Raw genomic sequence first — 20,856 nt, 5'->3', positions numbered from 1 at the left:
CATCAGGCTTTGCTGGCGACGTCGTGTTGCAGACGCTCAACAAACGCGGAGACGGGCATCACACCCAGATCCACGTTGCCACGGGCACGCACGGCCACTTGACTGGCATCCCGCTCCTTGTCGCCCACCACTAGCAGGTAGGGAACCTTCTGAAGCGAATGCTCGCGGATTTTATACGTAATTTTCTCGTTACGCAAATCCGCCTTGGCCCTAAACCCTTGTTTTTGCAGCGATTGCACGACGTTTTCAGCATATTCCGCCTGCGAATCCGCGATATTCATGACCACAACCTGTTCCGGGGCAAGCCACGCCGGCAGCGCACCGGCATGGTTTTCCAGCAGGATGCCCAGGAAGCGCTCGAACGAACCCAGAATCGCGCGATGCAGCATCACCGGGCGCTTGCGCGAATTGTCCTCAGAGACGTATTCGGCACCAAGGCGTTCAGGCAGCACCAGGTCAAGCTGCAGCGTGCCGCACTGCCACGAGCGGCCGATCGCGTCCTTGATGTGGTACTCGACCTTGGGGCCGTAGAAAGCACCCTCGCCCGGCAGCTCTTCCCAGTCCACGCCGCAGGCGCGCAACGCCAGGCGCAGGCCCTCTTCGGCGTGATCCCAGACCTCGTCCGAGCCGGCACGCTGCGCGGGGCGCAGCGACAGCTTGACCGCCACGTCCTTGAAGCCGAAGTCGTCGTAGACTCCGAACGCCAGTTCGTTGAAGGCCTTGGCCTCGGCCACGATCTGCTCTTCCGTGCAGAAGATATGCGCATCGTCCTGCACAAAGCCGCGCACGCGCATCAGGCCGTGCAGCGCGCCCGAGGGCTCGTTGCGATGGCAGGCGCCGAACTCGGCCAGGCGCAGCGGCAGGTCGCGGTACGAACGCAGGCCGTGGTTGAAAATCTGCACGTGGCCCGGACAATTCATCGGCTTGATCGCGTAGTCGTGCTTCTCCGACTCCGTGACGAACATGTTCTCTTTGTAGTTCTGCCAGTGGCCGGACTTTTCCCAGAGCGAACGGTCCATCACCTGCGGCGTGCGCACCTCCTGGTAGCCGGCGTCGCCCAGGCGGACGCGCATGTACTGCTCGACAGCCTGCCACACCTGCCAACCCTTCGGGTGCCAAAACACCATGCCGGGCGCCTCTTCCTGCAGGTGGAACAGGTCGAGCGACTTGCCCAGCTTGCGGTGGTCGCGCTTCTCGGCCTCTTCCAGCATGTGCAGGTAGGCTTCCTGGTCTTCCTTCCTGGCCCAGGCCGTGCCGTAGATGCGCTGGAGCATCTCGTTGTTGGAGTCGCCGCGCCAGTAGGCGCCGGCCACCTTCATCAGCTTGAAGACCTTCAGCTTGCCCGTGGACGGCACGTGCGGACCGCGGCACAGGTCGACGAAATTGCCTTCGCGGTACAGGCCGATTTCCTGGTCAGCCGGGATCGAGGCGATGATCTCGGCCTTGTACTTCTCGCCCATCGACTCGAACAGCGCCACGGCTTCGTCGCGGTTCCACACTTCGCGCACGACCTTCTCGTCCTTGCGGGCGAGCTCCGTCATCTTCTTTTCGATGGCGGCCAGGTCTTCGGGCGTGAAGGGACGCTTGTAGGCGAAGTCGTAGTAGAAGCCGTTTTCGATCACCGGCCCGATCGTCACCTGAGCTTCGGGATACAGCTCCTTGACGGCGTAGGCCAGCAAGTGCGCCGTGGAGTGGCGGATCACATCGACGCCGTCGGCGTCCTTGTCCGTGACGATGGCCAGCTCAACGTCGCGGTCGATCTGGTAGCTCGCGTCGACCAGCGTGCCATCCACCTTGCCAGCCAGCGCGGCCTTGGCCAGGCCGGAGCCGATGCTCTGCGCCACTTCGGCAACCGTCACCGGGCCGGGAAACTCGCGGCGGGACCCATCCGGCAGCGTGATTGCGATCATTTCGACTCTCCAGGATTCCGCCGGCGGCGACTTGCGCTTCGCCCGAGCGGATCAAACTGCATCTTGTGGCACCGGCCCGCGTGCTTATCTGTTTGCGCACGATCCGGCGATTGTTCTTTGCGGCCTTGCCTCGCTTGACGCGAAAGCCGGCAGCTTATCAGGGAGCTGGCAGGCGACAGACGAAAAAAAACGCGGCCAAGGCCGCGTTTCTCTTTGTCAAACCCGATCCAACCGGGCCGAAGGCGCACCTCGACTACTGTCGCTTGCCAGCGGTAGTAGTTCGCGGTGTCATAACCATGATGCCCTTCCGTTCCGTATGGGGTTGAATCGGACTTGCCGCACTTCTTTTCTTACTGCTTTACTGCAATTCGTTGGTAGGCTCGATTGGACTCGAACCAACGACCCCCACCATGTCAAGGTGGTGCTCTAACCAGCTGAGCTACGAGCCTAGCGAAGCCGCAAGTATAGCATCACTTTCTTTTCGCCTGCAACACCCCCTGCACGTCCTCGATCAACTGCAGCGCGCGCTGCAGTTGCGTAGCCTCGGACACTTCGGCGGTGAACTGCATGCGCGCCACGCCCTTGCTGGAGAGCGTCTTCACGCCGGTGACGTTGATCTTCTCGCGCGACAGCACTTCCGAGATATCGCGCAGCAGCCCCTGCCGGTCGATCGCCTCGACCTGGATATCGACCGGATACACCGCCGCGTGGCTCTTCTTGCCCCACTCGGTCTGGATCACCCGCTCCGGCGCACGCGCCGACAGTTGCTGGAAGGTATGGCAGTTGCGCCGATGGATCGACACGCCGCGCCCGCGCGTGACAAAGCCCACAATATCGTCCGGCGGCGCCGGCTTGCAGCAGCGCGACATCTGCGTCATCAGCGAATCCACGCCCACCACCAGCACGCCGCTCTTGGCGCCGCGCGCCACGCTGGTCGCGCGGCTCTTCTTGGTGACCGCGTCTTCCTCGCTCAGCGGCGCCTGCACTTCCCCTTCCGGGTGGCGCAGCGCGTGCTCGACGTGGCGCAGGCTGAACTCGTCCTTGGCCACCGCCGCGAACAGATCGTCCGGCGTCTTGAAGCCCAGCCGCGTCGCCAGGTCTTCCAGCTTGACCGCGGTCTTGCCTTCGCGCTGCAGCGTCTTGTCGATCAGCGCGCGGCCCTGCGCGATGGTCTCCTGCGAATCGAGCGCGTTGAACCACGCCCGCACCTTGGCACGCGCGCGACTGCTGGCCAGGTAGCCGAGCTCGGCATTGAGCCAGTCGCGCGACGGCCCGCCTTGCTTGACCGCGATGATCTCCACGGTCTGACCGTTCTTCAGCGTCGTGTTCAGCGGCACCATGGTGCCGTCCACGCGCGCGCCACGGCAACGGTGGCCCAGGTCGCTGTGCAGGTAGTAGGCAAAGTCCAGCGGCGTCGCGCCCTGCGGCAGCGCCACCACGCGCGCCTGCGGCGTCAGCACGTAGATGTGATCGTCGATCGCGGCGTGCTTGATCTGCTCCCACTCGTCGTGCGCCACGCTGTGGTCGGCGTCGTCCTTCCAGGCCAGCAGCTGGCGCAGCCAGGCGATCTTCTCGTCATAGCGCTCGCTGGCGGAGAACTGTCCGGCATAGCCGCGGCTGCCCGCCTCCTTGTAGCGCCAGTGCGCCGCCACGCCGTATTCGGCAAAGTGGTGCATCTCCTGCGTGCGGATCTGCACCTCGAAGGCGCGGCCGTCGTCGCCGATCACCACCGTGTGCAGCGACTTGTAGCCGTTGGCCTTAGGCCGCGAGATGTAGTCGTCGAACTCGCGCGGGATCGGCTGCCAGATATGGTGGACGATACCCAGCACCGTGTAGCAGTCCTTGATATCGTCGACGATCACGCGGAAGGCGCGCACATCGTACAGGTCGGCAAAATCCAGCTCCTTGCCGCGCATCTTCTTCCAGATGCTGTAGATATGCTTGGGGCGCCCGCTCACCTCGGCCCGGATGCCGGCGGTGGCGAGCTCGGACTGCAGCCGCGCGATGGCGCTGGCGATATAGCCCTCGCGCTCGATACGCTTCTCGTCCAGCAGCTTCGCGATGCGCTTGTAGGTATCGGGCTGCTCGAAGCGGAACGCCAGGTCCTCCAGCTCCCACTTCATCTGCCAGATACCGAGGCGGTTGGCCAGCGGCGCGTAGATGTCGAGCGTCTCGCGCGCCACGCCCGGCTGCGGCGCCTGCTTGGTCTCGGCGAGCCAGCGCAGCGTCTGCAGCCGCGAAGCCAGGCGCACCAGCACCACGCGGATGTCCTGCGCGAACGCCAGCAGCATCTTGCGCAGCGCCTCGACTTGCTCGTGGCGTGCCTGCACCTCGTTCTTGGACGGCGTGGCCGGCTCGGCATCCGCGCGGCTGCTGCCGGCAATGGCGCCGATGCGCAGCAGCTGGCGCACGCCATTAACCAGCCGCGCAACCTCATCGCCGAAGCGCGGCGCGAGATCGGCCTCGGTGTCGGGCACGAAGGCCACCAGCGCGAACAGGCAGGCGGCGGCGCGTGCGGCATCGTCGACGCGCAGGCCATCGAGGATGCGCAGCATGCCCTGCGCATGCGACAGCACGGTCTCGCCGGTGGGCAGCGCAACCTCAGCGCCATGCTCACGCACATAAGCCAGCGCGCGTTCGACCAGCTCGGCATCCGGGATGCCCGCGACCCGCGCGGTCAGGTCGGTGGACGTCACCATGTCACTACGCCTGCATCAGTTGAGCGCAGCGGTCACCACCACTTCGATCAGGTAGTCGGGATTGGCCAGGCGGGCTTCCACCGTGGCGCGCGGGGGCGTGTTGCCTTGCGGGACCCAGGCGTCCCAGACCTCGTTCATCTCGCCGATCAGGTCGACGTTGGTGAGGAAGATCTGGCACGACAGGATGCGGGTCTTGTCGCTGCCGGCCTCGGCCAGCAGGCGGTCGATATGGCCGAGCACCTCGCGCGTCTGGCCGCGGATATCGGCCTTGGGATCGACCTCGGGCACCTGCCCGGCCAGGTAGACCACGCCGTTATAGACCGCGTATTCGGACAATCGCTTGCCCACGTGGGCGCGCTTCAGTTCTTGGTTACTCATGACAATGCACGACAATGCGTTGAGGGATAAAAAAAACAGGTCCGCTGCGCGATACGCTCACGCGCCCCCGACAAAAAACTGGCGGGCGATGGCAATCTGCGCCGGATCGACAAAGGTCGGGGCGTGGCCCACGTCGGGCACTTCCACCGAACTCACATGCTTGCCGCGCGCCACCATCTCGGCCACGGTCTCCCGCAGCAGCAGGTCGGACTGCGCGCCGCGCACCACCAGCACCGGCCCTTCGATGGCCTCGAAGCTGCGCCACAGTGCAGTTTCACCCAGGGCAATAAGCTCCGGCGTGGACTGGCGGAACGGCGTGGCAAGCTGCGGATCGTAATGCAAGCCCCATTCCAGGCCTTCAGTACCCTGCACCGGCTTCAGGATGGCGGCGTTCAGCTCGCGCCATTGATCGGGCGTGTGGCGGCCGAATGAGGCGCTGATGGTCTGCAGGTACGCCAGCCCTTCCTCGAAGGTCTTGAAGCGCACCGGCAGGCCCAGGTAGGCGCCGATCCGCTCCACCGCCGAGGGCGCCAGCTTCGGGCCCACGTCGTTGAGCAGCAGCTTGCGCACCGGCGACTTCGGCAGCCCGGCCAGCCCCATGCCGATCAGGCCGCCCATCGAGGTGCCGAACCAGTCCACCTGCTCCACGTTGAGCCGCGCAATCAGCGTGACCATGTCGGACACGTACTGTGGCACCACGTAGCTGTTGGGATTGGCCAGCCATTCCGAGCGCCCGCGGCCCGCCACATCGGGGCAGACCACGCGGTAGTCGCCGCACAGCGCGCTGGCGACGGTATCGAAGTCGCGGCCGGTGCGCGTCAGCCCGTGTACGCACATCAGCACGCGCGGGTTGGCGGGGTCGCCCCACTCGTGGTAGGCCATGCGGTGCAGGCCCGCCGGGCTGATGCACTGGACAAAACCGAGGCGCGGACTGGCAGACATCTGGACTCCCTGACGAACCCGACCGCTGGCCGCAAAAAAAGCGGCGCCGCCGGAGGTTGAGCAAAGCTGGATTGTACGCCGCAGCGGGTACAATGCCACAGCACAGTGTCTGCACCACCGCACACGCTGCCGCGCACCGCCACGGCGCGGTCCGCCCTCACTGTGGCATCCCTACCGTGGCATCCCATTCTCTCTCGACGGAGGCTTACATGCTCAACGGCAAGACCGCACTGGTGACTGGTTCGACCAGCGGCATCGGGCTCGGCATCGCGAAGGCGCTGGCGGCTCAGGGCGCCAACATCATCGTCAACGGCTTTGGTGACGCGGACGCCGCAAAGAACGAGATCGCGCAGGCCGGCCAGGGCATCCGGGTCGGCTACCACGCCGCGGACATGAGCAAGGCGGCCGAGATCGAGGACATGATGCGCTACGCCGAGTCCGACTTCGGCGGCGCCGACATCCTGGTCAATAACGCCGGCATCCAGCATGTGGCCAGCATCGAGGACTTCCCGCCCGAGCGCTGGGACGCGATCATCGCCATCAACCTGACCTCGGCCTTCCACACCACCCGCCTGGTGCTGCCCGGCATGAAGCAGAAGAACTGGGGCCGCATCATCAACGTCGCTTCCACGCACGGGCTGGTGGCCTCGGCGAACAAGTCGGCCTACGTGGCGGCCAAGCACGGCATCGTCGGGTTTACCAAGGTCACCGCGCTGGAAACCGCGCAGACCGGCGTGACCGCCAACGCGATCTGCCCGGGCTGGGTGCTGACCCCGCTGGTGCAGAAGCAGGTGGAAGCGCGTGCGCAGAAGGAAGGCATCCCGGTGGAGCAGGCCAAGCGCGAGCTGGTGCTGGAGAAGCAGCCTTCGGGCCAGTTTGTCACGCCCGACGAACTGGGCGCGCTGGCGGTGTTCCTGTCGTCCGAAGCGGCGCGCCAGGTGCGCGGTGCGATCTGGAACATGGACGGCGGCTGGGTGGCGCAGTAAGGAGCGGCGGATGCAACGACGACGCTTCCTCGGCACCCTCGGTGCGCTGGCGCTCGGCACGCTCGCTGTGGGCGTGCTGGGGCCTGTGGCCGATGCATTCGCCCAGGCAAAGCCTCTGGCCATCGACGTCTACAAGAGCCCGCTGTGCGGCTGCTGCGAAGACTGGGTCAAGCACCTGCGCGCCAATGGCTTCACCGTGACCGTGCATGACGTCGAGGATACCGGCGTCTACCGCAAGCGCTTCGGCATGCCGGAGCGTTTTGGCTCGTGCCATACCGGGTATATCGGCGGCTACGCGATCGAGGGACACGTGCCGGCGGCGGATATCCGCAAGCTGCTTGCGGCCAAACCCAAGGCGGTCGGGCTGGCGGTGCCGGGCATGCCGGTCGGCTCGCCGGGCATGGAACAGGGCCCGCGCAAGGACCCGTTCGACGTGCTGCTGGTCAAGGCCGACGGCGCGGCCTCGGTGTTTGCCAGCTACAACAAGCCGGCGGCCTGACGGATTGCCTTGCCGGATGCGCCGTCGGTGCATCCGGTCATCAATGCGCGCTGGCAAGGCTCGCCAGCGCCGCTTCCACCTCCCGCCACACCGCCTCGGTTTCGCCCTCGGTGCATTCGCCGTGCTGGCGCTTGACCGCGCCCAGCCGGTTCAGCACCAGGTGCTGGTCCGGCGCCACGCCCACGCCCGCCAGGCAGGCCTGTACGCACGCCAGCGGACAGCCGTCCAGCGCCAGGATCGGCCGGCCGGATTGCGCCACGCGCGTCAGCGCAGGCACGCCGCCGCCCACGCCGCTGATGCAAGACATTTCCGCACGCCCGCTGCGGTCGAGCCGCACCGCGCAGGCATTGGCCAGTTGCGCCACGCTGGAGCAGCCGGAGCAGGCGTACACCAGTGGCAGGGATCGGTTCGGGGAAGCCGGCATCGCGCACCTTCCGTGAGGATTTATCCATGGCCGGGCAGTGCCCTGCCGGAAAGCGGCCAGCATAGGGCGCGCGGCGGCGCCCGGGTATTCGCCGGAAGAGCTAGCATCCCCACCCGTCCGGCATAGTCCGGGCGGGCAGGTGCCGAGATCCGACCCCCAAAGAAAAAACCCCTGCGACGCATCGCGCCACAGGGGTCTGGTCAAGCTACAGTCGGTCGCCGCTCAGAGTAGCGGCGCGCCCGTCTTGGCTTGGATTTCCTCCCGGCTGACGCCCGGGGCGGTTTCCACCAGCTTCAGGCCTTCGTCGGTGACATCGATCACACCCAGGTCGGTGATGATGCGGTTGACCACGCCCACGCCGGTCAGCGGCAGGTTGCACTGCTTCAGGATCTTGATGTCCTCGGTGCCGTCCTTCTTCTTGGCGGTGTGCTCCATGAGCACCACCACGCGGCCGACGCCGGCCACCAGGTCCATCGCGCCGCCCATGCCCTTGACCATCTTGCCCGGGATCATCCAGTTGGCCAGGTCGCCCTTCTCGCTGACCTGCATCGCACCCAGGATGGCCAGGTCGATGTGGCCGCCGCGAATCATCGCGAAGGAGTCCGCCGACGAGAAGATCGACGAGCCCGGCAGCGTCGTCACGGTCTGCTTGCCGGCATTGATCATGTCGGCGTCGACTTCTTCCTCGGTCGGGAACGGGCCGATGCCCAGCAGGCCATTTTCCGACTGCAGCCACACTTCCATGCCTTGCGGCACCCAGTTGGCCACCAGCGTCGGCAGGCCAATGCCCAGGTTGACGTAGAAACCGTCCTGCAGTTCGGTCGCGGCGCGCGCGGCCATTTCGTCACGTGTCCATGCCATGATGCGTCTCCTTAGCTGGCCGCGCGCACGGTGCGCTGCTCGATGCGTTTCTCGGGATTGGTGTTCAGCACCAGGCGCTTCACGAAGATGCCGGCCAGGTGGATCTCGTCCGGGTCCAGCTCACCGGTCTCGACGATATGCTCGACCTCGGCGATGGTGACCTTGCCCGCCATGGCGCACATCGGGTTGAAGTTGCGCGCGGTGCGGCGGAACACCAGGTTGCCGGCCTTGTCGGCCTTGTATGCCTTGACCAGCGACACGTCAGCCGTCAGCGAACGCTCCATCACGTACTTCTCGCCATCGAATTCGCGGATTTCCTTGCCTTCGGCGACGATGGTGCCGACACCGGTCTTGGTGAAAAAGGCCGGAATGCCCGAGCCGCCGGCGCGCAGCTTCTCGGCCAGCGTGCCCTGCGGGGTGAATTCGAGCTCGAGTTCGCCCGCCAGGTACTGGCGCTCGAACTCCTTGTTCTCGCCCACGTAGGACGAGATCATCTTCTTGATCTGCCGTGTGGCCAGCAACTGGCCAAGGCCGAAGCCGTCGACGCCGGCGTTGTTGGAGATGCAGGTGAGTTGCTTGACGCCGCTGTCGCGCAGCGCGGCAATCAGCGCCTCGGGGATGCCGCACAGGCCGAAACCGCCAACGGCGATTGTCTGGCCGTCGCGGACGACGCCTGCAAGCGCTTCTGCGGCGCTGGCGTAGACCTTGTTCATGTTCGCTCCTTCCTCGGTAGTTCCTCGGGGATCCGCTGTCGTTCCTCCTGCCGCAGGGTGTGCGGCGGGCGACGCAGGGAAATTGTAACGGTACAATCGGCGGCGGGCGCTGACTGTCGTCCGACCGACAGCATACGCAAGCGCCGCCGGCTACGCCATTACGTAAAAATACATAAGCAGATGCCCGCTATCGACTACCAGACCGCCTTCCAGCTCGCCCCCGTGGGCCTGGTGCTGTCACGCGAGCGCGTGATTGAAGACTGCAACGAGGAGGTCTGCCGCATCTTCGGCACCACGCGCGAGGCGCTGCTGGGCCAGTCGTTCCAGGTGCTCTACCCCACCGCCGACGAATTCGAACGCACCGGCGCGCGTATCGTGCCGATCATGAACAAGCGCGGCATGTACTCGGACGAGCGCATCATGAAGCGCGCCGGCGGCGAGCTGTTCTGGTGCCACGTCACCGGCCGCGCGCTGGATCGTGCGCAACCGCTGGGCGCGGGGATCTGGACCTTCGAGGATCTGTCGCAGAAGCGCCAGGTCACGGCCGAGCTGACCGCGCGCGAACGCGAGATCGCGGCGCAGCTGGTGGAGGGGAAGACCAGCAAGCAGATCGGCAAGCTGCTGGCGATCAGCCCGCGCACGGTGGATATCTACCGGGCGCGGTTGATGAAGAAGTATGGGGCGAGTACGTCGGTCGACCTGGTGCAGCGGCTGGTCCATCACTGAACCCCTCTGCGGGCGTCAGCCCTCGATGATCTCGCGAATCTCCGGCGGCACCGGCACCGACTTCTCCAGCGCGTAATCACACCACACCACCTTGGCGCCGCCCTCGGCCCAGATCACGTCTGGCAGGTCGGTGCGACGGATCTCCATGCGAGTCTCGAAGCTGGTGCGACCGAGCTGCCCGGCATAGACACGGCACTCGATATCGCCCGGATACCGCAGCTGGCGCAGGAACGTCATGTGGGCATTGATGATGACCGGGCCCTGCCCCTGCGGATCCTTTCCGCCACGACCGAGCGTTGCAAACCACTCGATGCGCGCCTGCTCCAGGTACTGGAAATAGACGGTGTTGTTGACATGGCCCATGGCATCCATGTCGCCCCAGCGGATGGGCATCACAACCGTGTAGACGTGTTTCATTCACAGCCTCCGTGCGGACTGGCCGGCCGATGCCGGCAGGCCAGCTCCGTTACGCCTTGGCTCAGCGCTTGGCGATCGCGCCTTCAGCCTTGGTCACCAGTTCGGTGCCAATCTGCTTTTTCCACTTGTCGTAGACCTTCGCGGTCGCCTTGCGGAAAGCGTCGTGCTCGGCCGGCGTCAGGTGTGTGACCTTGACGCCGTGCGCCTCCATGTCCTTCCATGCCGGCGCGCCTGTCTCGGCCAGGCCCTTGCGGGCCAGCGCGATTTCCTGCTTGCCGGCATCGATGGCGGCCTGCTTGACGATCTCGCGGTCGGCCGGGGTCCAGCTCTCCCAGATCTGCTTGTTGACCACGAAGATCAGCGGGTCAGCCACGTAGCCCCAGGTCGTGACGAACTTCTGGCCAACGGTGTACAGCTTGGCGGCGGCGAACACCGACTGTGGATTCTCCTGGCCGTCCACCGCGCCCGAGGCCATCGCCGGCTGCGCGTCGGCCCAGCTCATCTGGGTCGGATTGGCGCCCAGCGCGTTGAAGGTCTCGATATACAGCGGCGAGCCCACCACGCGCAACTTCAGGCCCTTGAGGTCTTCCGGCTTGCGGACCTCGCGCTTGGAGTTCGACACTTCGCGGAAGCCGTTCTCGCCCCAGGCCAGCGGCACCACGCCGGCCTTCTCCAGCGTGGCGAAGATCGACTTGCCGACTTCGCCCTGCGTCAGCGCGTCCAGCGCCTTGTAGTCGGGCATCAGGAACGGCAGCGAGAACAGGTTCAGTTCGCGGACCTGCGGCGACCAGTTGATGGTCGAGCCGATGGCCATGTCGATCACGCCCTGGCGGATCGCCGAGAATTCGCGGGTCTGGTCGCCGGCCACCAGCGAGGTGCCCGGGTACAGCTTGATATTGATGCGGCCATTGGTGCGCTGTTTCACCAGGTCGGCCCAGATCTCGCCGCCCTTGCCCCACGGGAAGGCCGGGCCGAGCACCAGCGACATCTTGTACTCGGACTTGTAGGTCTGGGCCATCGCGCCGGCGGGGGCGAAGGCGGAAGCGGCAATGGCGGCGGCCGTTGCGAGCATCAGGGCACGACGTTTCATTTCATCTCCTCTCGGGAATCGTCAATTCTTGTTGGTGAATGCGGTACATCAATAGCCGAGGTATTCCGGCAGCCAGGTTGCCAGAGGCGGATAGGCCAGCACCATCAGCATGGCGACAAACATCGCCAGCAGCATCCAGATTACCCACGGCACGGTCTCTTCCATGCGCACGCGGGCAATCCGGCACGACACCATCAGGTTCACGGCCAGCGGCGGCGTGAACTGGCCCAGCGCCACCTTCAGCGTCAGCACCACGCCGAACCATACCGGGTTCCAGTGGAAGGCATTGACAATGGGCAGCAGCAGCGGCACGAAAATCAGGAAGATCGAGATGCCGTCCAGGAACATGCCGACCGTCATCAACAGCAGCACGATCAGCGCCAGCACGCCGTACTCGCCCAGCCCGGAATTGGCGATGGCGTGCGCCAGCGGGTCGATCACGCCCAGCGTCGACAGTGCATAGGCAAAGATGCCGGCCAGCGCCACCACCAGCAGGATCACCGCCGAGGTCTCGGCCGCCTCCTGGAAGATGGTGAACAGGTCGCGCATGCCGATGCTTCGGTACACCACCATGCCGACGAACAGGCCGTAGACCACCGCCACCACGGCGGCTTCGGTCGGAGTGAACCAGCCGGCGCGCATGCCGCCCAGAATCAGGAACGGCGCCACCAGCCCCCACGCGGCCTCGCGCAGGCTCTTCCAGAACGGCGGGCGCGGCAGCGCCGCCTCGATCGCGCCCATCTTGTGCTTGCGCGCCAGCCACACGGCCGGAACAATCAGCGCCACGCCGGCCAGGATGCCGGGGATCATGCCCGCGGCGAACAAGGCCGGCACCGATGCACCGGGCACCAGCACGCTGTAGATGATGAGGGCCACCGACGGCGGGATCAGGATGTCGGTCGCAGCCGCTGCGCCAACCACCGCTGCGCTGTACGAGCCCGGATAACCGGCGCGCGACATCGCCGCGATCATCACGCCGCCCACCGCGGCCGCGTTGGCCGGGCCGGAGCCGGAGATGCCGCCGAGGAACATCGCCACCAGGATCGCCACCAGCGGCAGCATGCCCGGGCCGCGCCCGACTACGGCGATGGCAAAGGTCACCAGCCGCTGCGCCACGCCGGAGCGGTCGAAGATCGACCCGACCAGCACGAACATCGGGATCGCCAGCAGCGGGTACTTGGCCAGGCCCGCATAAAAATTCTGCGGCACGGCCAGCAGGCCGAACATCTGGGTATCGAGATTGGACAGGCCGATCGCGACCAGGCCGCCCAGGCCCAGTGAAACGCCGATGGGCACGCCCAGCAGCATCAGGCCGATAAAGACCACGAACAGGGTGATGGCGACCAACGTCATTGCGCCTTCCCCATGGTGGTGGCCTTGCCTTCATGCAGTGCCTTGAGCGCGCGCACGTTACGCACCACCAGCCCCAGCGCGCGCAGCGCGATGCCGGCAGACAGCACCGGCAGCCAGATCGAATACCACCAGCTGGGCACGCCGATGCCGGGTGAAGTTTCGCCGAAGGTATATTCATCCCAGGTGATGCGCGCACCCAGCACCGCCAGCGCGATAAACATCACGGCCACGCCCAGCGCCGACAGGATCGCCATACGGCGTTGCCGGGCCGCGCTGCCGCGCTCAAAGAAGAATTCGATGCGGATATTGCGGTCGCGCGCGACCGCGGCGCTGCCGGCAACGAGGGCCAGCACGATCATCAGGAAGACCGAGAACTCCTCGGTCCAGGCAAACGACTCGTCGGTGAAATAGCGGACCACCACGTTGGCGAAGGTGATGCCGACCAGCAGCACCATCACGATCACGCCAATCCAGTCCTCGATGTGGGGCGAAACCCGGAATTCAGCATCCTGCGCTTCGTCGACAGCCTGCGGGACCACCGCGGAATCGACGACGTGTTGCGGCACGGCGTTGCGCCGTGCCTCGTCTTGTTGCTCCATCTCCCCGGCCTCCGGTCCGGGCCGCTCGGGCCTGGCGGCCGCTGCGGCGTTTTTTTGCTTGTATGTAAAGACTTAATCTGCAGACATGGCGGATTATGCCAAGACTGGCGTGCTACGCACACGAATTTTCTGAGCGGTGACGCTGGTTGGCGACGATGCGGCCGCACGGCGAGGAACGCCCAAGGGGACCGGATATGCCCTGGGCAAGCAGCCGGGCACCCCCGCGCGCTTGTGGCGCGCAGCCAGGGTGCAGGAGGGTGGTGACGCCCCGTCAACAGGCATTACGCCCGTCAGGCCGTCAGACCATGCCGTCGTCGGCGGTGATGACGGCGCCGTTGATGAACTGCGACTGGTCGGACGCCAGCAGCAGCAACAGGCCGTCCAGGTCCTCCGGGCGGCCCAGCCGCTTGCGCGGCAGCATCTGGATCAGCTTCTGTCCGGCGTCCGAGTCCCAGTGGTGGTGGTTGATCTCGGTATCGATATAACCCGGGCAGATCGCGTTGGTATTGATGCCATGGCGCGCCCATTCCAGCGCCATGGCCTTGGTCATGTGCACCACGGCCGCCTTGCTCATGCAATACACGCCGATCTGCGAAAGCACCTTCAGCCCCGCCACCGACGCGACATTGACGATGCGCGCCTGCGGCAGCGGGCTGCCGTTCTTCTCGGCGCCCTTGGCGCGCGCGATCATGCGCTTGGCCACTTCCTGGGCGACGAAGAAGGCGCCGCGGGTATTGGTATCGAAGACGAAATCGAAGTCGTCGGCGGTGACGTCGGTCAGCTTCTGCGTGGTCGACACGCCCGAATTGTTGACCAGGATATCGATGGAGCCCGCTTCTGTTTCCGCATGCGCAACAGCGGCGCGGATGCTGTCCGGGTCGGTGACGTCCAGGCGTACCACGTGGGCGCTGCCGCCCTCGGCCTCGATGGCCGCGCGCAGTTCCTTGAGCCGCTCGGTGCGGCGCGACGCCAGCACCACCTTGGCGCCCGCGGCGGCCAGCACGGTGGCAAAACGCGAGCCGAGCCCGCTCGAGGCGCCGGTGACCAGCGCTACCTTGCCTTCCAGATTGATCGACAAACCCATAGTGACCTCTTGTGCGGGAGCCCCTCCAGCCTAACCAGGGGCAGAAGGCAGCATACCAAAAAAAAGAACGACCGTTCCAAAAAAATCCTTGCCTGTGGGTGGCGAGTCCCGGACAATGCCGGAGATTCTAAGAACTTGGCCAGCAAAGGGAAAGAGGGAAAACCAGCGAATCCGGCGCCTTCGGGCATCAAAACGCTGCCAACTCCCCCTCCCCGCGCAGTCTGCGCCGGCCGGCACGAGTTCTGTGCAGAACGATCACCGCATTTCCCACAATTGCAAGCAAGCTGCGAAGAAATAGAGGGTTAGAGACAATGGATCAGCAACAGCTCCTGGAGCAGTTCGGACCGCGTGAAGCCATGGAATACGACGTGGTCATCGTCGGCGGCGGCCCCGCCGGCCTGGCCACGGCCATCCGCCTGAAGCAACTCGCGCAGGAGAAAGGCGCCGACGTCAACGTGTGCGTGCTGGAAAAGGGCTCCGAGCCCGGCGCCCACATCCTGTCGGGCGCCATCATGGATCCGCGCGCCCTCAACGAACTGATCCCGAACTGGAAGGAACTGGGCGCACCGCTGAACCAGGCCGTGACCGAAGACAAGTTCCTGTTCCTGAACGAGACCGGTTCCAAGGGCACGCCGCCGGCGCTGCTGCCGGAGTGCTTCCACAACGAAGGCAACTACATCATCAGCCTGTCCAACTTCGTGCGCTGGCTGGGTCAGCAGGCCGAGGCGCTGGGCGTGGAGATCTTCCCGGGCTTCCCGGCCGCCGAGGTGCTCTTCAACGAAGACGGTTCGGTCAAGGGCGTGGCCACCGGCAACATGGGCATCAACAAGGAAGGCGAGCCCACCGAGAACTTCCAGCTCGGCATGGAGCTGCATGCCAAGTACACGATCTTCGCCGAAGGCGCGCGCGGCCACCTGGGCAAGCAGCTGATCGAGAAATTCAAGCTCGACGCCGGCAAGGATCCGCAGAGCTACGGCATCGGCCTGAAGGAACTGTGGGAAATCGATCCCGCCAAGCACAAGCCCGGCCTGGTGGTGCACACCGCCGGCTGGCCGCTCGACCCCGCCACCTACGGCGGCTCGTTCCTGTACCACATGGAAGACAACAAGGTCGCGGTCGGCTTTGTGGTCGGCCTGGACTACACCAACCCGTGGCTGTCGCCGTTCGAGGAATTCCAGCGCTTCAAGACGCATCCGGAAATCCGCCAGTACTTCGAAGGCGGCAAGCGCCTGAGCTACGGCGCCCGTGCGATCACCGCCGGCGGCCTGCTGTCGCTGCCCAAGACCGTGTTCCCGGGCGGTGCCCTGGTCGGCTGCGACGCCGGCTACCTGAACGCCTCGCGCATCAAGGGCAGCCACGCCGCGATCAAGACCGGCATGCTGGCCGCCGAGGCCGCCTATGACGCACTGCAGGGCGGCCGCCAGCACGACGAGCTGACCGCCTACCCGGCCGCGTTCGAGCAGAGCTGGCTGCACAAGGAACTGCTGCAGGCCAAGAACTTCAAGCAGTGGTTCAAGAAAGGCCGCACCACCGCCACGCTGATGACCGGTATCGAGCAATGGCTGCTGCCGAAGCTCGGCATCCGCAACCCGCCGTGGACCATCCACCGCGTGAAGCCGGACCATGTCTACCTGAAGCCGGCAGCCGAGTGCGAGAAGATCGCCTACCCCAAGCCGGACGGCAAGCTGACCTTCGATCGCCTGAGCTCGGTGTTTATCAGCAACACCAACCACGAGGAAAACCAGCCTGCCCACCTGACGCTGAAGGACGCCAGCGTGCCGGTGAACATCAACTGGGACAAGTACGCCGGCCCCGAGTCGCGCTACTGCCCGGCAGGTGTGTATGAGTTCGTGCAGGACGAAACCTCGGGCAAGGAACGGCTGCAGATCAATGCGCAGAACTGCGTGCACTGCAAGACCTGCGATATCAAGGATCCGACGCAGAATATCGTGTGGGTGACGCCGGAAGGTGGTGGCGGGCCGAACTACGTGGGGATGTAAGCGCGGCGCGCCAGCGATAGCCGCGTGGAACGGCACCGGGTTTCCGGTGCCTTTTTTTTGGGGATCGCGCGTCGTTACCGCGTTTGCCTGCGCGCGGCCATCGCCTTGTCGATCACCTCCGCCTGCAGTGCCTCGCTGGGATTGCTGAAGGCCTGGCGCCGCAACGCCTCCAGCTGCTGCCGGCGATCCTGCTCCGACAAACCCGGAAACGATTCGATCTGCGCGCGGCGAGCCGCGTAGTCATCGTAGCGTTGTTGCCACGCCTGCTCGGCCTGTGCCTGCTGCTGGTAGCGCTGCGCAACTTCCGGCCCGTAGACCTGCGCCAGGGCCGCGCCAATATCCTGCGCGCTCCGGCCCGCTGCCTGCATGCCGGCGATGATGTCGCTGATCCCCTGCGGGCGGGCACTGGCTTCGCGCGTCGCGCGCAACGGTTCGGGCAGCGCAGCGTCGAGCGCAGCCAGGCGCCGTTGCCGCTCCGCCTCGTCGAGCCCCGGCTGCGCCGAGATTTCCAAGCTTGCCAGCATGGCCTCGTCGTAGGCCTGCTCGTCGCCAAACCAGATCGTCGCCACCTCTGGCAGCAGCCGCTGCCGTGCCGCGGTGCGCATGGCCTGCAGCGCCCGCAGTTGCCCGACCTGCGTGGCATTCAGCGTGCCCTCGCCTGCATCCGCCAGCGGCTTGTTCGCCGCCTGTGGTTGTATCTCGGCAAGATAGGCCACATAGCGCTGCCAGAGCTGCAACGCCTGCCCCGCTGCCGGCTGCGGCACCCGGCGGCGGATATCGTCGTACACCAGTTGGTCGAGCGCCCCGGCACCGCCGGCATCATGGAGGGCGCTGAGGAAGTAGTCGAAGTACGTGCGCAATGCACGCGTCAACCGCAGATTGCCGCGTGCATCGATTTCGGGTCCGGCGGGCACATCAACGCCGGCCAGCGATGGCAAGGCAGAGACACCGCCCCCGGACCCGCTGTCAGCTGACGTTTCCGACGGATTGGCAGTAGCGACGGTTGCCGTGCGCCGTGGCACGGCAACCGGACCGGACGGCATCGTCATCCAGTGCACCGCAGCCGCCGCGACGCCCGCCGGCAGCAACGCCAGCCAGAGCCACGGCGCGCGTTCAGAGCTGGTCATTGCGCAGCCGGTTGGCGTGGCTGAGGATCACCGTGCGCGGGTCGACGTCCTGGTACAGGCCGGCCATCTGGTTCACCTCGTCGAGGTGGTTCCAGTAATAGCCGGTGGCCAGCACCCGGCCCCACTTGCTGCTGCAGACCGAGACCAGCCCGTCATTGGGGCCGGCGCCCTTCAGATCCATGATCCCCGCCAGCGTCGACATCATCACCGTGGTCGGATCCAGCAGGTTGGAGCGCAGCAGGCTGAACGGACCGCCCTGCCCCGTCCACGAATATGCAGCCTGTGTATGGGTAACAAGGTTGCCCGCGGCATCGCGCGCCTGCCGCTGTTCGGACACAGCGCCGGACGTGTTGCAGTCCGGCCCGAGTGCCGACTTCGTGCCCGGCACCAGCGTGGCATCCAGGCGCGCATTCTGCTCGGCTGCACCTTTCGTGGTCAGGATCGTCAGCGAAGCCAGCGCATTCTGGTCCAGCGCCTGCCCGTTGCTGATGCCGTTGAACCAGCCGACCGCATCGAACACCCCCTGGATAAGGCCTACCAGCACCGGCCCCGCGATCGGGATGCTGTTGACACCGCTGATCAGGTCCAGCACGGTATCGGCGACTTCGCTGCCCCGGTGGGGGCTGCCGATGGTGGTCACCGAAGCGATATCCTGCGGCGACATCGCTGCCAGCGTGCGCGACGTCGGGCCGCCCTGGCTGTGGCCGATCAGGTTGACCTTGTCGGCGCCGGTCTCCAGCTTGACCGCGCGCACATAGGCCTGCAGCGCCAGTGCGCGCTCTTCGTCGCTGTTGAAAGACGGTACGGTCGCCACATAGACGCGTGCGCCGTGGGCGCGCAGTACTTCAGGGATGCCGTACCAGTAGTCGAGCACGCCGGCCATCTTGGCCGCGCCGGTGAGGCCGTGGACCAGCACGATCGGGTAGCGTGTCCTGGCGTAATCCGCGCTCTCGGCCGTGGCCGGGGCCGACCAGGTCATCGCAGCCGCGGCAGCCAGCGCCGCCATGGTCCCTGCGATCGTGCCGGCCTTCTCCTTGCGTGCCGCGGGCGTGCTGCGCCCGCACGCGTGGCCGGGGCCGCGGTGTCCGCTGTGCTTCATCTTGTCTCCTCGGTGGTGGGTCTTTTTTTGTTGAAAGCAGTAAAGACGGCGCACCGCGTGAAGACAATCAAAACATTAGCGGAATTCCTCCAAACGCCCGCTACAGGGACGCGGCTACAAAGGCATGCGCGTGTTCGACAGCAACTGCTCGTAGATATAGCACTGCAGCAGTGTCATCTCGCGTTCGGCGAGCACGTCGAAGGCTACGCCAAAGGCCGGGAAATCGGCGTCTTCGCCGGGCCCCTCCGGCGCCACGCGCACCCAGCCATCGACGGTCACTTCGCTGTCGAATGACGCGGTCCGCATCTGGAAGCGCAGCCGCACGCGGCTGCCCGGCGCGGGCGACGGCGCGGTGGTATGCACCAGCGCGCCGCCGGTGCTGAGGTCGGACAGCAGCGCCAGCCGCGCCGTGCCCGACTCGACAGCGTCCTCGTCCTCCGGCTCGGTCAGGTAGGCCGCCAGGCGTGTGGGCACGCGTGCGGCCTTGCGCACCGGCGTCGCATGCTGCCGCGCCGGCGCCGACAGCACCAGGTAGCGGAACGGGCTGCGGCAGACCGCTGTAATGGTCGAGGTGAAGCTGTGGATGGCCTGCCCGGAGAAGCCGCGCAGCAGCACGTTGTCGCCCGCCTGCAGCGGCAGGTCGCGGCCGCCGAGCTGGGGCCAGGTCACGAACAGCCCTTGGTCGATAAAGCCGATCAGGCGGCTGGCCGCCGCGCGCGCGGTCTCGCCTTCATGCTTGATATGCAGCAGCGTGCCGACCTGCAGGCCGAGCGGCCCGGTCGTGGGACGCAGGGAGTCGTCGGAGCCGTCGCCGTCGTCCTCGCGGCAGACCACGCCGTGCCGGAACACCAGCGCCAGGTCGCGCGCGTCGGGAATGACGCTGCCGCTGCCGAGCACCAGGTTGCCGTCGCCGTCGAGCAGCGACCAGGGCAGCGGGTGTCCGACAGGAAGATCGTTGGGAGTGAGCTGGATCATGGCTGTTTGCAGAGGGGCCCGGTGGGTCATCCCCGTGGCAATGGCAAACCCACGGCGGAGCTGCCGGGCAGTATCCGCCACCTGTATTCGGTCACTATCGGCGCGGTCGCGTGGAAATTAAGCGCTTACCGATGGTGGAGAACCGTATGTGTAGCATTCGCTCCTTACGCGAGGCTTGACGTCCGGCAAGTTCGGGACCAGAATCGCACAAAGCTGTCTGACAGCCTGACACATTACCCCCATGACAAACCTGCCCCGCCCGGCCTCGCTGGCCAGCCGCATCGCCCAGTCCCTGCACGACGACATCCTCGCCGGCCGTCATGTCGCCGGCGCGCGCCTGCCTGCCGAAGCCAGGCTGGCCGACACCTTCGGCGTCAGCCGGCCGATCGTGCGCGAGGCCATCGCGCAGTTGAAGGCCGACGGCGTGCTGGTGACGCGCAAGGGCTCGGGCGCCTATGTGTCCGAGACGCCGGGCGGCCAGGCCTGGCGCGTGGCCAGCGCACCGGATGGCGGCCCGACGTTGGCGCAGCTGTTCGAACTGCGCCGTGTGGTGGAAACCGCCTGTGCCGAAATGGCGGCGCAGCGGCGCACCGAGGCCGATGTCGATGCCATCCGCACCGCGCTGGCGGCGATGCGGGCGCAGGCCGACGGCCAGGGCGACATGGCCAGCGCCGCCGCGGCCGACATGGCCTTCCACCATGCGGTCGCCGAGGCCGCGCACAACCCCTGCTTCACCGGCCTGACCGATTTCGTCAGCCAGCAGATGCTGGCCGCGCGCCAGCGCGCGTGGGAAAACACCGCGCGACTGGTTGCCAGCACCGGCGCCCCGCGCGCCGCCGACAGCGAACATGCCGCGCTGGCCGAAGCGATTGCCGCCGGCAACGCGGCAGCGGCGCGCGAGGCCGCGCAACAGCACCTGTCCGCCGCGGCCGCCCGCCTGGGCCTGCCGGGCTGAACCCCGAACACAGCAACAC

The 20,856-nt window shown here is 66.1% G+C and carries 20 protein-coding genes and 1 tRNA gene; 5 read left to right on the top strand and 16 right to left on the bottom strand.

Annotated features, from left to right (window positions below; genetic code table 11):
• Positions 1–2 precede the first annotated feature (2 nt).
• The 5 genes from thrS to AC10V3_RS06685 form a co-directional block, all read right to left on the bottom strand.
• On the bottom strand, positions 3–1,910 hold the full coding sequence (gene thrS / locus AC10V3_RS06705) for a threonine--tRNA ligase (RefSeq protein ID WP_022534402.1): 1,908 nt from the start codon (positions 1,908–1,910) through the stop codon (positions 3–5).
• Between the two features lie 372 nt (positions 1,911–2,282).
• A tRNA-Val gene (locus AC10V3_RS06700) sits at positions 2,283–2,359 on the bottom strand.
• A 21-nt stretch (positions 2,360–2,380) separates the two neighbouring features.
• Positions 2,381–4,609 carry a RelA/SpoT family protein gene (locus AC10V3_RS06695; protein ID WP_022534401.1) on the bottom strand — a complete coding sequence of 743 codons (2,229 nt, stop codon included), beginning with the start codon at positions 4,607–4,609 and terminating at the stop codon, positions 2,381–2,383.
• Positions 4,610–4,624: 15 nt separating this feature from the next.
• Entirely contained in the window at positions 4,625–4,987 is a 363-nt protein-coding gene (locus AC10V3_RS06690; RefSeq protein ID WP_022534400.1) for a RidA family protein, read from the bottom strand.
• A 57-nt stretch (positions 4,988–5,044) separates the two neighbouring features.
• Positions 5,045–5,929, bottom strand: coding sequence for an alpha/beta fold hydrolase (locus AC10V3_RS06685; protein WP_022534399.1), 885 nt, complete (start codon positions 5,927–5,929; stop codon positions 5,045–5,047).
• 209 nt (positions 5,930–6,138) lie between these two features.
• Here AC10V3_RS06685 and AC10V3_RS06680 point away from each other — a divergent pair, with 209 nt between their 5' ends.
• Positions 6,139–6,915 carry a 3-hydroxybutyrate dehydrogenase gene (locus AC10V3_RS06680; RefSeq protein WP_022534398.1) on the top strand — a complete coding sequence of 259 codons (777 nt, stop codon included), beginning with the start codon at positions 6,139–6,141 and terminating at the stop codon, positions 6,913–6,915.
• Positions 6,916–6,925: 10 nt separating this feature from the next.
• Entirely contained in the window at positions 6,926–7,414 is a 489-nt protein-coding gene (locus AC10V3_RS06675; protein WP_022534397.1) for a DUF411 domain-containing protein, read from the top strand.
• Between the two features lie 40 nt (positions 7,415–7,454).
• On the opposite strand, the gene AC10V3_RS06670 is transcribed toward AC10V3_RS06675, so the two are convergent.
• The 3 genes from AC10V3_RS06670 to AC10V3_RS06660 form a co-directional block, all read right to left on the bottom strand.
• Positions 7,455–7,838, bottom strand: coding sequence for a putative zinc-binding protein (locus tag AC10V3_RS06670; protein ID WP_041680990.1), 384 nt, complete (start codon positions 7,836–7,838; stop codon positions 7,455–7,457).
• 222 nt (positions 7,839–8,060) lie between these two features.
• Positions 8,061–8,699, bottom strand: coding sequence for a CoA transferase subunit B (locus AC10V3_RS06665; RefSeq protein ID WP_022534395.1), 639 nt, complete (start codon positions 8,697–8,699; stop codon positions 8,061–8,063).
• Between the two features lie 11 nt (positions 8,700–8,710).
• Positions 8,711–9,412, bottom strand: a complete 702-nt coding sequence (locus AC10V3_RS06660; protein WP_022534394.1) for a CoA transferase subunit A — start codon at positions 9,410–9,412, stop codon at positions 8,711–8,713.
• Positions 9,413–9,592: 180 nt separating this feature from the next.
• On the opposite strand from AC10V3_RS06660, the gene AC10V3_RS06655 reads away from it, so the two are divergent.
• Complete coding sequence (locus AC10V3_RS06655; RefSeq protein ID WP_022534393.1) at positions 9,593–10,138, top strand: PAS and helix-turn-helix domain-containing protein; 546 nt, start codon at positions 9,593–9,595, stop codon at positions 10,136–10,138.
• 15 nt (positions 10,139–10,153) lie between these two features.
• Here the strand turns inward: AC10V3_RS06655 and AC10V3_RS06650 are convergent, their stop codons facing one another.
• The 5 genes from AC10V3_RS06650 to AC10V3_RS06630 form a co-directional block, all read right to left on the bottom strand.
• Complete coding sequence (locus tag AC10V3_RS06650; RefSeq protein WP_022534392.1) at positions 10,154–10,555, bottom strand: acyl-CoA thioesterase; 402 nt, start codon at positions 10,553–10,555, stop codon at positions 10,154–10,156.
• Between the two features lie 61 nt (positions 10,556–10,616).
• Positions 10,617–11,645 (bottom strand): DctP family TRAP transporter solute-binding subunit, encoded by a 1,029-nt coding sequence (locus AC10V3_RS06645; RefSeq protein WP_022534391.1) that lies wholly within the window; start codon positions 11,643–11,645, stop codon positions 10,617–10,619.
• Positions 11,646–11,693: 48 nt separating this feature from the next.
• A complete protein-coding gene (locus tag AC10V3_RS06640; RefSeq protein WP_022534390.1) occupies positions 11,694–12,998 on the bottom strand; it encodes a TRAP transporter large permease in 1,305 nt (434 codons plus the stop codon).
• On the bottom strand, positions 12,995–13,597 hold the full coding sequence (locus tag AC10V3_RS06635) for a TRAP transporter small permease (RefSeq protein WP_022534389.1): 603 nt from the start codon (positions 13,595–13,597) through the stop codon (positions 12,995–12,997). Before AC10V3_RS06635 ends, AC10V3_RS06640 begins: the two co-directional genes overlap by 4 nt.
• Before the next feature lie 298 nt (positions 13,598–13,895).
• On the bottom strand, positions 13,896–14,681 hold the full coding sequence (locus AC10V3_RS06630; protein ID WP_022534388.1) for an SDR family oxidoreductase: 786 nt from the start codon (positions 14,679–14,681) through the stop codon (positions 13,896–13,898).
• 311 nt (positions 14,682–14,992) lie between these two features.
• Between AC10V3_RS06630 and AC10V3_RS06625 the strand changes: the two genes are divergently transcribed.
• Entirely contained in the window at positions 14,993–16,681 is a 1,689-nt protein-coding gene (locus AC10V3_RS06625; protein ID WP_022534387.1) for an electron transfer flavoprotein-ubiquinone oxidoreductase, read from the top strand.
• Between the two features lie 74 nt (positions 16,682–16,755).
• Here AC10V3_RS06625 and AC10V3_RS06620 read toward each other — a convergent pair whose 3' ends face one another.
• The 3 genes from AC10V3_RS06620 to AC10V3_RS06610 all read right to left on the bottom strand — a co-directional run bounded on the left by AC10V3_RS06620 (position 16,756) and on the right by AC10V3_RS06610 (position 19,882).
• The gene (locus AC10V3_RS06620; RefSeq protein WP_349609285.1) at positions 16,756–17,808 is read right to left on the bottom strand and encodes a lipase secretion chaperone; all 1,053 of its coding nucleotides are present in this window, start codon (positions 17,806–17,808) and stop codon (positions 16,756–16,758) included.
• Positions 17,795–18,907, bottom strand: a complete 1,113-nt coding sequence (locus AC10V3_RS06615) for an esterase/lipase family protein (protein WP_022534385.1) — start codon at positions 18,905–18,907, stop codon at positions 17,795–17,797. The genes AC10V3_RS06620 and AC10V3_RS06615 overlap by 14 nt, the downstream gene beginning before the upstream one ends.
• Positions 18,908–19,021: 114 nt before the next feature.
• Positions 19,022–19,882, bottom strand: coding sequence for a flagellar brake protein (locus AC10V3_RS06610; protein ID WP_022534384.1), 861 nt, complete (start codon positions 19,880–19,882; stop codon positions 19,022–19,024).
• A gap of 241 nt (positions 19,883–20,123) precedes the next feature.
• On the opposite strand from AC10V3_RS06610, the gene AC10V3_RS06605 reads away from it, so the two are divergent.
• Positions 20,124–20,837, top strand: a complete 714-nt coding sequence (locus tag AC10V3_RS06605; protein ID WP_022534383.1) for a FadR/GntR family transcriptional regulator — start codon at positions 20,124–20,126, stop codon at positions 20,835–20,837.
• Positions 20,838–20,856 lie beyond the last annotated feature (19 nt).

Source organism: Cupriavidus sp. PB-02 (assembly GCF_058252315.1).
The sequence above is the reverse complement of the archived record's forward strand: the minus strand, read 5'-3'. Positions and strand labels throughout refer to the sequence as shown.

Coding starts and splice junctions, on each gene's coding strand:
- thrS (WP_022534402.1), bottom strand. CDS start 1,910: ATGATCGCAATCACGCTGCCGGATGGGTCCCGCCGCGAGTTTCCCGGC.
- AC10V3_RS06695 (WP_022534401.1), bottom strand. CDS start 4,609: ATGGTGACGTCCACCGACCTGACCGCGCGGGTCGCGGGCATCCCGGAT.
- AC10V3_RS06690 (WP_022534400.1), bottom strand. CDS start 4,987: ATGAGTAACCAAGAACTGAAGCGCGCCCACGTGGGCAAGCGATTGTCC.
- AC10V3_RS06685 (WP_022534399.1), bottom strand. CDS start 5,929: ATGTCTGCCAGTCCGCGCCTCGGTTTTGTCCAGTGCATCAGCCCGGCG.
- AC10V3_RS06680 (WP_022534398.1), top strand. CDS start 6,139: ATGCTCAACGGCAAGACCGCACTGGTGACTGGTTCGACCAGCGGCATC.
- AC10V3_RS06675 (WP_022534397.1), top strand. CDS start 6,926: ATGCAACGACGACGCTTCCTCGGCACCCTCGGTGCGCTGGCGCTCGGC.
- AC10V3_RS06670 (WP_041680990.1), bottom strand. CDS start 7,838: ATGCCGGCTTCCCCGAACCGATCCCTGCCACTGGTGTACGCCTGCTCC.
- AC10V3_RS06665 (WP_022534395.1), bottom strand. CDS start 8,699: ATGGCATGGACACGTGACGAAATGGCCGCGCGCGCCGCGACCGAACTG.
- AC10V3_RS06660 (WP_022534394.1), bottom strand. CDS start 9,412: ATGAACAAGGTCTACGCCAGCGCCGCAGAAGCGCTTGCAGGCGTCGTC.
- AC10V3_RS06655 (WP_022534393.1), top strand. CDS start 9,593: ATGCCCGCTATCGACTACCAGACCGCCTTCCAGCTCGCCCCCGTGGGC.
- AC10V3_RS06650 (WP_022534392.1), bottom strand. CDS start 10,555: ATGAAACACGTCTACACGGTTGTGATGCCCATCCGCTGGGGCGACATG.
- AC10V3_RS06645 (WP_022534391.1), bottom strand. CDS start 11,645: ATGAAACGTCGTGCCCTGATGCTCGCAACGGCCGCCGCCATTGCCGCT.
- AC10V3_RS06640 (WP_022534390.1), bottom strand. CDS start 12,998: ATGACGTTGGTCGCCATCACCCTGTTCGTGGTCTTTATCGGCCTGATG.
- AC10V3_RS06635 (WP_022534389.1), bottom strand. CDS start 13,597: ATGGAGCAACAAGACGAGGCACGGCGCAACGCCGTGCCGCAACACGTC.
- AC10V3_RS06630 (WP_022534388.1), bottom strand. CDS start 14,681: ATGGGTTTGTCGATCAATCTGGAAGGCAAGGTAGCGCTGGTCACCGGC.
- AC10V3_RS06625 (WP_022534387.1), top strand. CDS start 14,993: ATGGATCAGCAACAGCTCCTGGAGCAGTTCGGACCGCGTGAAGCCATG.
- AC10V3_RS06620 (WP_349609285.1), bottom strand. CDS start 17,808: ATGACCAGCTCTGAACGCGCGCCGTGGCTCTGGCTGGCGTTGCTGCCG.
- AC10V3_RS06615 (WP_022534385.1), bottom strand. CDS start 18,907: ATGAAGCACAGCGGACACCGCGGCCCCGGCCACGCGTGCGGGCGCAGC.
- AC10V3_RS06610 (WP_022534384.1), bottom strand. CDS start 19,882: ATGATCCAGCTCACTCCCAACGATCTTCCTGTCGGACACCCGCTGCCC.
- AC10V3_RS06605 (WP_022534383.1), top strand. CDS start 20,124: ATGACAAACCTGCCCCGCCCGGCCTCGCTGGCCAGCCGCATCGCCCAG.